10 protein-coding genes are annotated in these 15,747 nt (G+C 34.9%); all 10 read left to right on the top strand.

The genetic code is table 11. From position 1 onward, the window contains the following. The first annotated feature begins 13 nt into the window (after nucleotides 1-13). The 10 genes from ABD745_RS21275 (at nucleotide 14) to ABD745_RS21230 (ending at nucleotide 15,332) form a co-directional block, all read left to right on the top strand. The gene (locus tag ABD745_RS21275; RefSeq protein WP_344834974.1) at nucleotides 14-814 is read left to right on the top strand and encodes an SDR family oxidoreductase; all 801 of its coding nucleotides are present in this window, start codon (nucleotides 14-16) and stop codon (nucleotides 812-814) included. A 186-nt stretch (nucleotides 815-1,000) separates the two neighbouring features. Further along, a complete protein-coding gene (locus ABD745_RS21270) occupies nucleotides 1,001-2,578 on the top strand; it encodes a BamA/TamA family outer membrane protein (protein ID WP_344834971.1) in 1,578 nt (525 codons plus the stop codon). A gap of 187 nt (nucleotides 2,579-2,765) precedes the next feature. Beyond that, nucleotides 2,766-5,906 (top strand): SusC/RagA family TonB-linked outer membrane protein, encoded by a 3,141-nt coding sequence (locus ABD745_RS21265; protein ID WP_344834968.1) that lies wholly within the window; start codon nucleotides 2,766-2,768, stop codon nucleotides 5,904-5,906. Between the two features lie 19 nt (nucleotides 5,907-5,925). Beyond that, nucleotides 5,926-7,401, top strand: coding sequence for a SusD/RagB family nutrient-binding outer membrane lipoprotein (locus ABD745_RS21260; RefSeq protein ID WP_344834965.1), 1,476 nt, complete (start codon nucleotides 5,926-5,928; stop codon nucleotides 7,399-7,401). An 85-nt stretch (nucleotides 7,402-7,486) separates the two neighbouring features. Beyond that, on the top strand, nucleotides 7,487-9,832 hold the full coding sequence (locus ABD745_RS21255; RefSeq protein ID WP_344834961.1) for a phosphocholine-specific phospholipase C: 2,346 nt from the start codon (nucleotides 7,487-7,489) through the stop codon (nucleotides 9,830-9,832). A gap of 236 nt (nucleotides 9,833-10,068) precedes the next feature. Continuing rightward, a complete protein-coding gene (locus ABD745_RS21250; RefSeq protein ID WP_344834958.1) occupies nucleotides 10,069-10,644 on the top strand; it encodes a hypothetical protein in 576 nt (191 codons plus the stop codon). 101 nt (nucleotides 10,645-10,745) lie between these two features. Further along, nucleotides 10,746-11,546: a WxL protein host-binding domain-containing protein gene (locus ABD745_RS21245; RefSeq protein ID WP_344834955.1), complete on the top strand. Its 801-nt coding sequence runs from the start codon at nucleotides 10,746-10,748 to the stop codon at nucleotides 11,544-11,546. Continuing rightward, the gene (locus tag ABD745_RS21240; protein WP_344834952.1) at nucleotides 11,539-14,283 is read left to right on the top strand and encodes a hypothetical protein; all 2,745 of its coding nucleotides are present in this window, start codon (nucleotides 11,539-11,541) and stop codon (nucleotides 14,281-14,283) included. Before ABD745_RS21245 ends, ABD745_RS21240 begins: the two co-directional genes overlap by 8 nt. Nucleotides 14,284-14,318: 35 nt before the next feature. Beyond that, nucleotides 14,319-14,816, top strand: coding sequence for a hypothetical protein (locus ABD745_RS21235; protein WP_344834951.1), 498 nt, complete (start codon nucleotides 14,319-14,321; stop codon nucleotides 14,814-14,816). A 12-nt stretch (nucleotides 14,817-14,828) separates the two neighbouring features. Then, entirely contained in the window at nucleotides 14,829-15,332 is a 504-nt protein-coding gene (locus ABD745_RS21230; protein ID WP_344834949.1) for a hypothetical protein, read from the top strand. Nucleotides 15,333-15,747 lie beyond the last annotated feature (415 nt).

Genomic DNA, 15,747 nt, shown 5'->3' with positions numbered 1-15,747 from the left:
TTACAGAAATAAAATGTCATCAAATAAAACTATAATCATCACAGGAACCTCATCAGGAATCGGTTTCGTGTTAGCAGAATATTTCGGAAAGAAAGGTCACAAGGTGTATGGTTTGAGCCGAAAACATACCGAAAGTCAGTATTTCAAATCTATTCCGACAGATGTTACGGATAATGAAGCTATTCAAAATGCAATTGCTGAAGTATTAAAAACAGAAACCAGAATCGATGTTCTGATCAACAATGCAGGAATGGGAATGGTAGGAGCCGTGGAAGATTCTTCAAAAGAAGATATTTTAAAGTTATTCAATCTGAATTTGGTCGGTTCAGTTCAGATGATGAGCGCAGTGATGCCGAAAATGCGTGAAAATAAATTCGGACAGATCATCAACGTTTCCAGCATCGGAAGCGAAATGGGATTGCCTTTCCGTGGATTTTATTCGGCTTCAAAATCAGCTTTGGATAAAGTAACTGAAGCAATGAGATATGAAGTTTATCCTTGGAATATCAATGTTTGTTCGCTTCATTTGGGTGATATTAAAACCAATATTGCAGAAAACCGAGTAAGAACAAAAGTTTCTGAACCCTATAAAAATGTTTTCGACAAAGTGTATGGTTTGATGAATTCTCATGTTGGTGATGGAACCGAACCTTTGGAAGTTGCAGAATACGTCAATCAACTTTTAAATAAAAATAAATGGAAAGCTCATTATTATTTTGGTAAATTCGGGCAGAAAATCGGAGTGCCTTTGAAATGGATTCTTCCACAGGGAACTTATGAGAATTTAATGAAGAAATATAATAAGCTGGCTTAGTTTCAGTTAAACTTATTTAAACTTTTTATTTTTAACTATAAATCTTCTTAAATAAAACAGCATTTTTGTCATTCCGTAGGAATCTAAACTAATTTATGTTAAATTTTTTGCTGAGATTCCTACGGAATGACAAAAACAAGATTTAAAATTTTGTATTAGTTGAAGTTATTTCTAAAAATATTTTTTGTGCTGTTTTGCGTTTTCACCCAAGCGCAAAAGAAGCATTATTTTCTTATTGATTCGGAGACGAAGGTCAGAAAAAAGGTAAAAGATTCTACTTCTGCTGTGAAATTTCTGGATTCTTTGGCTCAGAATAATTACTTTTTTACTCAACTGAAAGAAGTGAAGAAAATTGGCGACAGTACAGAAATCATTTACGACAAAGGCAAAAATTTCAACGAAACTTATGTTAATCTTTCCGATTCAATTTCTCAGAAAACTAAAATTCAGAAAGAATTTTTTACTAAAAATTTAGACTCGACCAAGAAAAAGATTAACAAGGTCTATATTGATGACGGTTTTGCTTTCAGTAGAATCAAGTCGAAATATAAAGGTCAGAAAAACGGCTATCCGATTGTAGAACTTGATATTAATAAAAATGACAAGAGAACTATCGATCATTTTGTGGTAAAAGGTTATACCAGTGTTCCCAAAAGATTTATGAAAAATCTTGAAAAGGAATTCAAGGGTAAAACTTACGACGACAAAAACCTTATTGCTATTAATAAATCTTTCCAGAGTCATCAGTTCGTCACGTTGGAAAGACCTCCACAAACTTTGTTTACAAAAGATTCTACGAGTATTTATCTTTTCATGGAAAAGAAAAAGACGAACAGTTTTGACGGTGTGATCGGTTTCGGAAATGATAAAACGGATAAATTTACCTTAAACGGAACGCTGAATGTTAATTTCAGAAACATATTCAACAGTTTTGAAACGGTGAATTTATATTGGCAGAGAAACCCTGATAAAGGGCAGACTTTTGATCTTCAGACCGATGTTCCTTATCTTTTTAAATCCAATGTCGGATTGAATATGAAGGTAAATATTTTCAGACAGGATTCTACTTATGCCAATGTAAAAGCACTTCCGGCTCTTTATTATCACATTAATTCCAGAAATAAAATTGGTTTGAGAGGAACATTCGAAAGCTCAAGTATTATCGACACTTTATACGTTCAGGGTAAAGATTATAACAAAAAAGGAATCGGAATCTGGTTTGAAATGGTTGAACCAACCGATATTGATCTTTTCCTTTACAAAACAAAGATCAACGCAGGATATGATTATCTGACAACGACTTACACGAAAGACAATATAAAATCTCCGCAAAATCAGTTTTACTTTTTCGGGGAACATAATTATCATATCAACGGAAATCATTTCCTCAATATAAAAGCGGAAGGTGCGATGATGGATTCAAAAATTGATTTTTCTGCCAACGAACTCTACCGTTTCGGAGGCTGGAATTCCATGCGGGGTTTCAATGAAAATTCTCTCGCCGCCGACTTTTATTATTACGGAAGTTTAGAATACCGGTATCTCATCGGAAATCAGGCTTTCTTTGATGTTTTCGGACAATACGGACAGCTCAACAACAAATCTCTGAATGTAAAACCCAAACTCTACAGTGTCGGGCTCGGTTTTAATTTCTTCATTCCGATCGGCTTGATGAGCTTCCAGCTTTCCAATGGTAATGAATTTGGAAACCCATTTAAATTTAATGATATCAAAATCCACTGGGGAATTCTGAGTAGATTCTAGCTTCAAAGTATCATCAATTCTATATAATAGTATATTAAAAAAAACTAAAAATTTGTGAACCTACCACAGTTTTTCGCTTTATTATTATATTAATTTTTTCTCTTGTATCACCTTCAAATGATATATTTATCGTAATACCCTATTAAAACTGAGGTAACAGAGTCGGGCTAAATTTGCCTTCAAAAAAATGAAGAAGACTTTAGCTACTTTTGCAATTTTTTTGCTCCCCCTCTATCTTACCGCTCAGGAAGTCAATATTTCCGGAAATGTAAAATCTGAAAACGGCACCAGTGTTTCCGGGGTAAACATTACTGATAAAAATACAGGGAAGACCGCCATTACTGATGAAAACGGTAATTTTACGATCTCAGCCAATCCCAAAGATATTCTTGAATTTTTTTCACCTGAGTTTTCTTCCTACACCATTGAAGTTTCAAACAGAAGAAATTATTCTGTTGTTCTGAAAAAGGTAAATGAAAAACAGATTGAAGGAGTCGTAATTACCGCTCTTGGTATCGCGAAAAAGAAAGAAAAAATCGGATATTCTACTCAGGAAGTCGGGACAAAACAATTTGAAACGATTACCACGCCGAGTATCGGAAATTTATTTTCAGGGCAGGTTGCCGGCTTGAATGTTTCAAACCCCACAGGAATGCAGCAGGCTCCGGAATTTACTTTAAGAGGAAATTCAAATCTGGTTTTCGTTATCGATGGGGTAATTGTTGAGAAAACAGTTTTTCAAAATTTAGATCCGAATAATATTGACAATATCAACGTATTAAAAGGAGCAACAGCTTCTGCTCTTTACGGTTCAAGAGGTCGATACGGAGCTGTTTTAATTACTACAAAAAGTGCTAAAAAGAAAGGATTTACCGTTGAATTCTCTCAAAACACTATGGTGACAGCCGGATTTACCAATCTTCCGAAAACACAGACCGAATACGGAAATGGATCTCACGGAAAGTATGAATTCTGGGACGGTGCAGACGGAGGTGTAAACGATGGAGATATGATTTGGGGACCGAAATTCGTTCCGGGTTTAAAAATCGCTCAATGGAACAGCCCCATCAGGGATAAAGTTACCGGACAGATAATTCCTTGGTATGGTGGTGTATCTGGAAGTCAGTATAATGATAAATCAAGATATGAAAGAGTTCCGATTGACTGGCAATATCATGACAATCTTGACATCTTTCTGAAGCCTGCGGTAATTAACAATAACAATTTTTCCATCAGTTATAAAAATAACAAAGACGTTTACAGGCTTTCGGGGAATTTCATGAATTATGATGACAGAGTTCCTGAGTCTTATTTACAACGTTATGGAATGAACTTTTCTTCTGAAAATCATTTGGGTGAAAAATTAATTTTTGATACTAAATTTAATTTTACTCAGACTTTTACGCCAAATATCCCTAATTACGACTACAATCCAAGTGGTCACATGTACACGATTTTGATTTGGATGGGAGGTGATGTAGACGGAAGAGATCTTAAAAACCATATGTGGATTCCGGGACAAACCGGAACTGCACAAGCCAACTGGAATTACGCATGGTACAATAACCCTTGGTTCGGCGCTGAATATTATAAAAATAAAAACAGAACCAACGTTATCAATGCCCAAACCGGTTTAGAATACAAAGCGACGAATGATCTTTCGGTAAAAGGAAAAATTTCCTTAGTTGAAAATCACAACAAGCAGGAAATCCTGAGTCCCTATTCTTACTTCAATTACAGTGCGCCGAGAAGTGGCGGTTATATTTTGAACGATACCAAAACATGGAATCTTAACTACGATGTTTTAGCAACCTATAAAAAGAAAATTTCAGAAAACTTTGATTTTGCAATCAATGCCGGAGGTTCAGCTTTTTATTACAAAAATGATATTGATAATGCTTCCACAGACGGATTGAAAATTCCTGAATTATATACATTAGACAATTCAATCGGAGCTGTAAAATATTATGATTATTTAAAAGAAAAATTAATTTACAGTGCTTATACAACGATTGACGTTGGTTTGTACAACGCATTTTTCCTGAATGTTTCAGGACGTAACGACTGGTCTTCAACCTTACCAAAAGCCAACAGATCGTACTTCTACCCTTCTGCTTCATTAAGTGCCATGATTTCGAATTTAGTTAAAATGCCGGAAGCTGTTAACATGTTAAAATTATCCGCTTCTTGGGCAAAAGTGGCGTATGATTTTCAGCCCTACTCGATCAGAAATTATTATGTAAACAATGGCGGAGTTACATTCAATGGAAATCCGACGTATTATTATCCTACTACTTTAAATGTTGAAAACACCTTAAAACCTGAACAGACAAAATCTTATGAATTAGGTTTGAGCGCAGGATTATTCAACAACAGAATTACTTTTGATGCTACTTATTTCAGAACGTTAGATTATAATAATATTCTTCAGTTTCCAGCCGCACAATCTTCAGGTTTCACTTCTCAATATGTAAACGGAAACGAATATACAACGCAAGGTCTTGAAATTTCATTAGGCTTAACACCGGTTAAGACAAACAATTTCACCTGGAAATCGTTAATCAACTGGAGCACGTACGAACAAAAGCTGACTTCCATTTATGCAGACATGCCAAATTACAACAACATCAAATTAGGCGAAAGAATGGACAGTTACTACGACTACACCTGGCAAAAATCTCCGGATGGAAAAGTAATTCTGAATGCGAATACAGGAATGCCGACAAGAGCAACAACTCCTACAAATTTAGGGCATTTCAATCCGGACTGGACTTTTGGTTTTACCAATACCTTCAAATATAAAAAGTTTACTTTAAATGTCGGAATCGACGGAAGTGTCGGTGGTGTAATGAGATCGCAGGTAGTAGAAAAAATGTGGTGGGGCGGAAAACATCCGAATTCCACAGCTTACAGAGATCTTGAATACGCAAATCCGGGAACTTATTATTTCGTACCGGATGGTGTGAATTATAACTCTGCAACCGGAACTTACACTCCACACACAAAAGCAATCAGCTTCCAGGATTGGGCACAGAATTATCCTTATCAGGCTAGAGTAACAGAAGATGAAAGTGAATTATTTGCCAACGTTTTCGACAGAACTTTCGTGAAATTGAGATCCGTTGTTCTTGAATATGACTTCTCTTATCTCTTAAATCCGAAAGGAATGATAAAAAGTTTCACCGCAAATATTTCAGGATATAATCTTGCAATATGGAAAAAATCTAAAAATCTGTATTCAGATCCGGATTACAAAATCGGAACAGGGAATGACATTCAGGATCCTTCAAGCAGATGGATCGGAGTTGGATTTAATCTTAAATTTTAATTAAAAGCAGAAAATCAAAATGAAAAATATTATAAAATCAGTTTTTGTGGTAGGATTATTGGCATTGACTTCTTGTGAATCCAATCTTGACACGATCAACGAAAACCCAAATGATCAGGCAAGTGTAGATCCTAAATTTTTATTGACCTACGTTTCTTCCAATGCTTTCCAGGTGAATGGCGACAACATGTACGCATCAAGAATGATGATCGGAACAGACGGAGAAAACACCTATCAGTACATGAAATGGAGCGATGCTTCTTTCGATGTTTACACAAAAGGTCTTCTGAATACAGTAAAAATGGTGCAGGAAGCAGAAAAGATCAACAATAAAAATTATCAGGCGATCGGTAAATTTTACAGAGCATATTATTTCTTTAATTTAAGTTTAAAATTCGGAAGTATTCCTTATTCTGAGGCTGTAAAAGGGGAATCTGGAATCACTCAGCCAAAATATGATTCTCAGGAAACCGTGATGGCAGGAATTTTAACTGAATTAAAAGAAGCGAACGATTTAATTAACTCAAACGATAAAATCGAAGGAGATATTATCTACAACGGTGACGCTACAAAATGGAAAAAATTAATCAATTCTTTCCGTCTAAAGATATTAATTACAATGTCTAAAAAAACAACAATCGGAAGCTACAATGTTGCGACAGAATTCGCATCCATCACAGGAAGTCAAACCTTAATGACTTCGATTACAGACAACGGAGAATTGAAATTTGCAGACGCTGCAGACAGTCGATACACGATGTTTAATAACAGTGGTTACGGTTCGAGTTTATATATGGCGAATTATTTCATTGATTTATTTAAAGCCAGACAGGATCCGCGTTTATTCACTTTTGCAGCACAGACGACGGGTGCAAAAGAAGCAGGAAAGCCACTTACCGATTTTACAGGATATAACGGAGGAAATCCTATATCTCCTTATTCTGACAACGCTGCTTTGATCACAGCAAAAAATATTTCTAAAGTAAACGACCGTTTCTACAAGGATGCAACCAATGAACCTTCATCAGTTTTAAGCTATTCCGAATTAGAATTTATTTTGGCTGAAGCTACCGCGAGAGGCTGGATTTCCGGATCTGCAAAGACACATTACGACAATGCAGTTAAGGCAAGTTTCAGTTTTTATCAAACGTATGTTAAAAACCCAAATCAATATTTCGCAGGATTTGATGTGAATAATTATCTCGCTACACCTTTGGTTATTTATAATAATTCTGCTCCTTTGGCAACGCAATTAGAACAAATCATGACGCAAAAATACATGACGATGTTCCACCAGTCGCAATGGACTTCTTATTACGATTATCTGAGAACAGGTTATCCGAATTATCCTTTACAAACGGGAGTTTCTGCTCCTTTCAGATTCAGATATCCACAAGCTGAGTACAATTACAACAATGCAAATCTTCAGGCTGCTTTGGTTGCACAATACGGCGGAAGCGATAATATCAATTCTAAACCGTGGTGGCTGCAATAAAAATCTAAGATATTTTTAACAACAATTAAAAGAAATCGCAGGAAAATTCATCTTAACTTGCGGTTTCTTTGTATTACAATATAAAATGGACAGAAGAGAATTTTTAGAAAAATCAAGCATTTTATTAGCCGGATTGGGAACTTCAGGTGTTTTACATCCTGCTATTTTAAAAGCTTTAACCATTGAACCTACTGCACAGTCAACATTTTATGATGCTGAACATGTTGTGATTTTGATGCAGGAAAACCGCTCTTTCGATCATGCTTTCGGAGCTTTGAAAGGAGTAAGAGGTTTTTTAGATCAAAGAACATTTAAAAAGCAAGACGGTCATTCTGTTTTTTTTCAAAAAAATGACGGCGGAAAATATGCAGCTCCTGCCCGTTTAGATTTAAGAAATACAAAATCTACGTGGATGAGTTCGCTCCCGCATTCATGGGACAATCAACAAAAAGCTTTGAATAAAGGAAAATACGATCAATGGCTTCAAGCAAAAGCTTCGGGAAATAAAGATTACAAAGATATCCCTTTGACGTTGGGGTATTATAATCGCGAAGATTTGCCTTTTTATTATCAGCTCGCGGATGCGTTTACGATTTTTGACCAATATTTTTGTTCATCATTAACGGGAACAACACCCAACCGACTTTTTCATTGGTCGGGAACGTTGCGTGAACAGAAAAATGGTAAAGTAAAAGCCAACGTTTATAATGAAAATATCGATTACGATAAAAACCATCAGGCAAAATGGAAAAGCTTTCCTGAAATTCTGGAAGAGCAAAATATTTCATGGAAAATTTATCAGAATGAAATCAGTCTTCCGAAAGGAATGTCTGGTGAACAGGAAGCCTGGCTGAGCAACTTTACAGACAATCCGATCGAATGGTTTTCAAAATTTAATGTAAAATTTTCTAAAGGATATTATCAGAACATTCCGAATATCATTTCTTATTTAAAAGCAGAAATTGAAAAAAATCCGAAGCAAAAAGAAAGATTCGAAGGAATGATTGCAGAACTTGAAGAAGATAAAATTAAATATCATCCTGATAATTACGCAAAACTTTCGCAGACAGAAAAAAATCTTCACGAAAAAGCATTCACCACCAATTCTGATGATCCCGATTTTTGGAATTTAGAAATCGGAACAGATAAAAAAGGAGAAAAATTAGTTGTCCCGAAAAGTGATGTTTTATTTCAGTTCAGAAAAGATGTTGAAGATAAAAAATTGCCGTTGGTTTCATGGCTTGTCGCTCCGGAACATTTTTCCGATCATCCTGGTTCGCCTTGGTACGGAGCGTGGTATATTTCTGAGGTATTGAATATTTTAACCAAAGATCCTGAAACCTGGAAAAAAACCATTTTCATTATTAATTATGATGAAAATGACGGATATTTCGATCATGTTTTACCCTTTGCTCCACCGATGAATCCTAGTGAGCCTGTTGATATGAACGGAAAAGACGGTGTAGAATATGTGGATAAAACTCAGGAATACATGTCGACTCAAAAGCTGAAAGATCATGAAAGAATTGAAGGAACCGTTGGTTTAGGCTTCAGAGTTCCGATGATTATTGCTTCGCCGTGGACGAAAGGAGGTTTTGTGAATTCTGAGGTTTCGGATCACACTTCTGTGCTGCAGTTTTTGGAAAATTTTATTCAGAAAAAATTTAATAAAGATGTGACGATTGATAATATCAGCGATTGGAGAAGGGCAATTTGTGGAAATCTGATTTCAGCATTTAATTCATCTACTGTCAAAATTCCGAAGATGGATTATCTGGATCAAAAAGATTATGCCAAAACCATCAATTCAGCGAAAAATAAACCTGTCCCGAATTTGAAATGGTATGACGAAAATGAATTGAATAACAATTTACTGGAAATTCAGGAGAGAGGCTTGAAGCCATCGAACTCACTTCCGTATAATTATCATATCAATTTTGAGGATGGAAAAATTAAAATGACCAATCTAAAAGAAAGAGCCGTTCCGTTGATAATTTATGACAGAACAAAATTTGATACGGACAATTTCCATTTTTCTTATGCTTTATATTCAAAACAGGAATTATCACACCCTGTAAATTCTGGAAAATATGATTATGAGATTTTCGGTCCGAATGGTTTTTACAGAAACTTTAAAGGAGAAAACCAGCCCGAACTAGAAATTTCGTTGAATAATAATCCATCTAACGATGAAGTGGAGTTAATTATTAAAAAGAATACTAAAAATAACATTTCCATCACTTTAGAAGATTTCTATTTAAAAAATAAGAAGAAAATTCCATTACAGCTAAATGAAGAAAAAGTAATTATCAATGTTAATAAAATGAAAGGCTGGTACGATCTGAAAATTACATCAGAAAACAATACCTGGTGCTTTGCAGGAAGGCTGGAAACTGGAAAACCTACTGTTTCAGATCCTCATTGGGGGTAAACAGCTCATCAGTAAAGAAATAATTAAAGCCTTATGCAGAATTTGTATAAGGCTTTTTATTTTACTGAGTATAGTCATAAAATCTTAACCTTATTTTTGATTAATATGCAAAAAAATTTTCACACAACATGCATTAAAATATTATTAACGAACTGATAGACATGAAAATATATTGTTAAAAATATTTCATAGTATGTTGAATTTTATTAACTTCACTTCATTCTAAATATACCACCATGAAAAAAATTAAATTCACTTTATCTTTATGTTTATTTGCGTTTACATTCGAGAATATTAGCGCACAAGACACAAACACAGACAATCATACAGTAACGATTTCTGTACCGGAAGTCGCATTGGTAGATATTGAACCTGCTGCCACCAAAAACATTACTTTAGGATTCACAGCTCCTACAGAAGCCGGTAATCCTGTCGTGGCAAATGCTGCCAATAATACGCTTTGGCTAAATTATTCTTCTATTAAATCTGTTGCTGATCCTACCCGTAACGTATCTGTAAAATTAAATGCTATTATTCCGGGAATTGATATCCATGTAACAGCAGCGGCAGCTACAGGTTCAGGAGGAGGAACTTTGGGAACTCCATCTGCTCAGCTTACATTGAGTGCTGCAGAGCAGACAATTATCTCAGGAATCGGAAGTGCTTATACTGGTAACGGAGCCAATAATGGTCATAATTTAACGTATGCATTAGCGCCGGGAAGTGGTCCTGGTGGAGTTGCAGTGTATGCTGACTTGCAGGCAACTGCTACCACTGTAGCTACAGTTACCTACACAATATCGGACAACTAATACTCGTCCAGTTTCATCTTTAAGTACAGGCAAGAAGAAATCTCATAAAAGTTTCTTCTTTGCCTTGTATCATCATTTTAAACCCTAAACTTTACATAAACATGATAAAGCGTATTCTTTTATTGCTAATTTTCAGCCTTCAGTTTGCTTCTTTGAGAGCAAGTATTGTTATTCTTAATGGTCTTTCTCATACTTACAAAGTAGAAAACGGAAAAGTTTACAAAGGAAAAATTGCTATAGAAAATACTGGAAATCAACCGCAAAATGTAAAATTATTTCTTCAGGATTTTAGCTATAAATCTGATGGAACGATCAATTATTCAGTTCCACATACCAATAACAGGACGAATATCGACTGGATAAAATTCAATACAAATTTAGTTACAATTAAAGCCAAGCAAAAAACTGAAGTCTATTATGAAATTACCGTTCCCAATAAAATTTCTGAGCCGGGAAGCTATTGGAGCGTAATCATGGTAGAACCTGTGGATGATATAAAACCAAGCGACAGTAAGCAAGGAGTGAGCATCACATCTATTGTACGATATGCTATTCAGGTCATTACGGACTACGATTCTGAAAAGGCAAAGCCGGATCTTAAATTTGAAAGTGTGAAAATTGATAAAGAAGAAGGAATTAAATTAGCAAAAATTGCCATAGCCAATAACGGCAACTTATATTGCAAACCTTCCGCTACCATTGAAATCTATAATCGTAAAACCGGAGAAAAGATAGGAAGTTTTTCCAGTCTTGAAATGGGATTACTACCTTATACCTCCAAATCATTTCCTATTGACATCAGTAAAGTACCGCCTGATCATTACAATGCGGTCATCATAGCTACTGATGAAAACGAAAATGCTTTCGCCCTCAATGTGGAACTAGAAGTAAAAAATGATTAAAATTTGGTTTATATATATTTCCTTATTATTCCCTGTACTTATTTTTTCTCAACAACAATCCAGAGAAATTGTTAATAAAAAAGATAGTCTGCTACCGGGAACATCTACTTCTATTTCCTTTATTTTAGAAAATCCTAAATCCGAAAATAAAAAATACACAATTGAAGTTACCACTTCTAATCCGAATATAATCCCGATTTTATCTAAGGGAGAATTCAGCATTTCGGCTGGTGAAAACAAATCTTACATTGTCCCGTTACGCATTGCGACAGAAGCACCACAGGGAAAATATTCCATTATCATTAATGGAACTGATCAATATGACGGAAGCCGTTTCACAAAAAATGTGGATATTATTGTTTCAGGAAGCAGAAAGCTTTCATTAACGGCTCTTCAGGCTCCGGAATTCATCAGAGCAGGAGAAACTATTCAAGCTTCTTTTCTTTTAAAAAACAGTGGAAATATTGTTGAGAATCTTATCCTTGAAAGTAAAAATGCAATAGTTGATCATGATACTTATTTAAACATGCAACCCGGTGAAGCAAAAATAATTACAATACGCAAAGTAACAAGTGCCGAGCTTGGACAAAATGAATATCAGAACCTTAATCTTTCCGTTTCCTCTCAAGAAAACCCCACAGAAAATCAGTCTGCTTATGTAAGTATAAAAATCATTTCCGTAAAACCTGTTGAAGATGATATTTACCACAGACTTTCAGTTGCCACTTCCTTGTCTTTTATCGGAATGCAAAATATGGGAGTTTTTCAGGATGGTTTTCAGGGGGAAATTTACGGTAAAGGAAGTCTTGATAAAGAAAATAAAAACAATTTTGAATTTCATGCTGTAACTAAGAATCCTGTGGAATTTAATTCGTTTACACAATATGAAGAGTATTTTATTAATTATAAAAGAGAGAATTTCTTTGTTCATTTAGGAGATAAAAATTATTCTGCCTCATACCTTACGGAATTTGCCCGGTACGGAAGAGGAGCAGAAATACGATATGATTTCAAAAAGGTAAGTCTGGGCGGATTTTATAATCATCCCAGGTTTTTTCGCGATATTAAAGATGAATTGAATGTGTATTCAATATTTAAAATTCATAAGGAATCAGAAATTACAGCAGGATATCTTTACAAAATACCCAGAAAAGGAGAAATGAATTTCGGAAACATTCGACTTGACTCCGAAGCTCATCTTCCTTACACCTCAGGAAAATTTAAAATATCAAAAAATATAATGGTATCAGGTGAACTCGCATACAGTAAGACCGATACAATGGAAGGCAGTGCTTATATGGTGCAAACCCAAGCTACATTCGAAAAGCTTAATGGAAATATTATGTATATGAGATCCAGTCCCCAGTTTGCGGGTTATTTTACAAATACCAGTACCTTCAATGGAAACCTCCAATATCGAATTTCCAGTAACCTTAATGTGTTTGCTAATTATATGCGCGATGCCAAAAATTTCCAGCGGGATACTTTATTTCTGGCAGCACCTTACAGAAACTTCTTACAATACGGTTTACAATATAAATATCTTGCGAATGGATTCCTCATGCTTTATAATGGATTTCAAAAATATCAGGATCGTCTCGAACCGAAACAATTTGATTATCACGATCGTTTTTTTAAGGTAAGTATAGACCAGAAAATAGGAATATTTCAGGTAAATCTTGAAGGACAATTCGGAAAAACAGAAAATTATCTCACAGGATTTTCAGGAAATTCAAGTTTTTATACAGCTAATTTATCTTTTGAAAGACTTAAAACTTCTTTTACTATTTATGCGAGCTATGCCATAACCTCTCGTTATCAATTACAAAATCAAAAACAAATATATTACGGTGCGAGAATTATCAGCAGATTTTCGGACAAAACTAACTTCAGCCTTTTTTATCAGAATAATTACATGCCGGAAGAATATTTTAAGGACAGAAATCTTTTTGAACTTCTTTTTCATCAGCAGATTTTTCTAGGAAATGAATTGGATCTTTCGGGCAGATATTCGCTTCAAAGAGGAGAATTAGGAAATAAAGACTTCATATTCTCATTGAGATATACATTAAGACTTCGCGTTCCGGTACAGAAAATTGCCGATTACACTTCCTTATCTGGAAACATAAACAACTTAGGAGTCAACAAAACTGAAGGAATAAAATTAATGTTGGGAAGTTACCTTTCTATAACTGATAAAAATGGGAATTATACATTTAAAAATATTATTCCGGGAGATTATTATCTTGAAATAGATCGTTCCACAACAGATATAAATGACATTACAAGTATATCTTTACCCGTATCATTAAATCTTACCAATAAAGAGAATATTTTTAATTTCGGATTAATGAAAGCAGCAAGCATTGAAGGAACCATACAGCTTTCTGAAAATGAAAGATCATATAGCTTTGCTAAACTTCAGCTTAATAAAGATAAAAAGAAAAGGGAAAGCATTATCATTGAAGCAAACAACGGTGAACAGACTTATCGAAAAATAGCATTTATCGGTGACAGTTTCGATTTCACTTATCTCCGCCCTGGAGATTGGAAAGTGAAGATTTACAGAAACGGTTTAGATAAACGATATAAAATCTCCGTAGAAAATTTTGATTTAACTCTAAAACCTTCAGAAAAACAGAACATAACAATTCATATTACAAAACAACAAAGTGAAATTAAATACCAACAGGAAAGTATAAAAGTAGGGTATAATGAAATAAAGAAGAAAAAATGAAAGTAGCTACTCACACAATATTAATAATTTTCTGTTTGATATATAATTTATCATTCTCACAAACAACGGGAAGTAAAACGGTTGCCGTAACCTTACCGATAGTCACTTTATTGGATATAGAACCTACCGGAACTATTGCTATGAATTTTACAGCTCCCACCGAAGCAGGGCAGCCTTTAACTGCTCCTGCACAAAATATTACTAAATGGATCAATTATACTTCAGCCATCGCTCCGGCAGGTCTTACCAGAAGAGTAACAGCATCCGTAAACCAAACTATTCCCGGTGTTGACATCAGGTTACAGGCAGCTGCAGCCGCAGGTTCAGGCGGAGGAACATTAGGAACTCCCACAGCACAGGTTACTCTTTCTACAACAGCGGTAAATATTATCACAGGAATCGGAGGAGCTTTTACCGGGAACGGAGCCAATAACGGTCACAGATTGACTATAAGCCTTGTCGTAAACAATTATGCCAATCTTAATACACGAACTAATACTCCTGTAATAATCACCTATACTATTACTGAATAAAAGAAGAATCTAATGAAAACAAATATTATATTTCATAATTTTTATATCATTTTTTTGATATTATTAACATCCTGTTTTAAGGCACAGACAGTTACAGTTACGGGCACTAACTGGACAGTAAGCATCCCTTCAATCACAGAAGCAGGAAATAATTATGCAGGTCTTTATGAAAGTGCTACCAATCAGATTATACTGGCAGTAACTGTTCCTTTAGTATTAGGGAATGCAAAAGTATCAGTTCATTATCAAGCTAACCCCACTTGGCACAATTCATTAATTTTATCCGCCAAAAGAACAAATAATGGATCAACTACATGCGGTTTATGTACTATAACAGGGGGAACCACCTATCATACAGTTACTCAAACAGCTATTGAATTATTCAGAATACAGGCAATTCTGGCTTTGGGTTCCTATACCGGAATTAATATACAGCTGGAATTAAGCGGAGTTTCTGTGACCATTCCTGCTACAGCCTATCAAAGCAGTATCATATTTACCGTAAGCGCTATTTAATTCAAAATACATTTTATTTATTTTCATATAAACTGATATTTGCAGGAGCTCCTGTTCCGTAAGAAGTAAAATTTTTGACTGTAATTTCTCAAGTTCCTGGAATTGCAGATACAGCTAATATCTGCCATGAAGTATTAACATTTGTATCAGAAGTAAGTATCTTTCCGCTTCCTTGTGTCCCATCTACACGGACTTGTATTGTTTTTTATATGTAGAAGAGTCGTAGGAGCTATTTTTCTAATTTTTACATTTCCATTATTTAAAACAGTAATCATTTTTTTGCACTGGAATTATTAATTTCTAATGCCCTCCTAGTCAGCAAAGCAATAGTTTTTAAGGAGCTTACTCCTGCTATCCACTCATACTCCTCGTTCCTACACTTTCTTTCAGAGCCGAAGCTTACTGCGGGGTAACC

The sequence above is a fragment of the Chryseobacterium ginsenosidimutans genome (genome assembly GCF_039536845.1).
Taxonomy (GTDB): Bacteria; Bacteroidota; Bacteroidia; order Flavobacteriales; family Weeksellaceae; genus Chryseobacterium; species Chryseobacterium ginsenosidimutans_B.
This window is presented reverse-complemented; position numbering and strand designations above follow the sequence as displayed.

Coding starts and splice junctions, on each gene's coding strand:
- ABD745_RS21275 (WP_344834974.1), top strand. CDS start 14: ATGTCATCAAATAAAACTATAATCATCACAGGAACCTCATCAGGAATC.
- ABD745_RS21265 (WP_344834968.1), top strand. CDS start 2,766: ATGAAGAAGACTTTAGCTACTTTTGCAATTTTTTTGCTCCCCCTCTAT.
- ABD745_RS21260 (WP_344834965.1), top strand. CDS start 5,926: ATGAAAAATATTATAAAATCAGTTTTTGTGGTAGGATTATTGGCATTG.
- ABD745_RS21255 (WP_344834961.1), top strand. CDS start 7,487: ATGGACAGAAGAGAATTTTTAGAAAAATCAAGCATTTTATTAGCCGGA.
- ABD745_RS21250 (WP_344834958.1), top strand. CDS start 10,069: ATGAAAAAAATTAAATTCACTTTATCTTTATGTTTATTTGCGTTTACA.
- ABD745_RS21245 (WP_344834955.1), top strand. CDS start 10,746: ATGATAAAGCGTATTCTTTTATTGCTAATTTTCAGCCTTCAGTTTGCT.
- ABD745_RS21240 (WP_344834952.1), top strand. CDS start 11,539: ATGATTAAAATTTGGTTTATATATATTTCCTTATTATTCCCTGTACTT.
- ABD745_RS21230 (WP_344834949.1), top strand. CDS start 14,829: ATGAAAACAAATATTATATTTCATAATTTTTATATCATTTTTTTGATA.